1 protein-coding gene is annotated in these 803 nt (G+C 52.9%); it reads left to right on the top strand.

All coding sequences use genetic code 11. The annotated features are described in order from the left end of the window. Nucleotides 1-803: SIS domain-containing protein (locus INT19_RS19890; RefSeq protein WP_193061206.1), on the top strand; the 803-nt coding region annotated here is incomplete at both ends.

Here is an 803-nt window from a genome sequence, read left to right as displayed (position 1 = left end):
CGGTACCGCGTTAGCGTGGCGAACCCTAACCAGTTGGTGGTGGTTATTTCCCAGTCCGGTGAAACAGCGGATACGTTGGCTGCGTTACAGCACGCGAAATCTATGGGGCATGCCCATACGCTGGCGATTTGTAACGTGCCTGAATCTGCCATTGTGCGTGAAACCCTGCTGCGCTTTATTACCCGTGCTGGGCCGGAAATTGGCGTGGCGTCTACCAAAGCGTTTACCACTCAGCTGAGCGCGCTATTTTTGCTGACGCTGTTGTTAGCCAAAGCAAAACAGCGGTTAGCTGACACTGATGAAAAAACTTATTTAGATGAACTACGCCACTTACCCATTGCGGTTGAAAAAGTGCTGGCGTTAGAGCCAAGCATTAAGGCGTGGGCGCAGCAATTTGCCAATAAGCAGCATGCCTTGTTCTTAGGCCGTGGCCGCCATTTCCCCATTGCGTTGGAAGGTGCGCTGAAGCTAAAAGAAATCTCCTATATTCATGCAGAAGCCTACCCCGCAGGGGAGCTAAAGCATGGGCCGTTAGCGCTGGTGGATGCGGATATGCCGGTGGTAGTAGTGGCCCCTAATGATGAGCTGCTCGAAAAGCTCAAAGCCAATATGCAGGAAGTCAGCGCCCGTGGCGGCCAGCTGTATGTGTTTGCCGATGGTGACAGTGCCGTGAAACCGAGTGATGGTGTGAATGTACTCGTGATGCCAGAGCACTATGGTTTGCTGTCGCCCGTCTTACACGTGGTAGCGCTACAGTTACTTTCTTACCACGTGGCGCTGGTGAAAGGCACCGATGTGGATAA

The sequence above is a fragment of the Halomonas sp. 3A7M genome (genome assembly GCF_014897875.1).
GTDB lineage: Bacteria > Pseudomonadota > Gammaproteobacteria > Pseudomonadales > Halomonadaceae > Vreelandella.
Note: the sequence above shows the minus strand (reverse complement) of the source record. Positions and strands in the feature narration are given on the sequence as shown.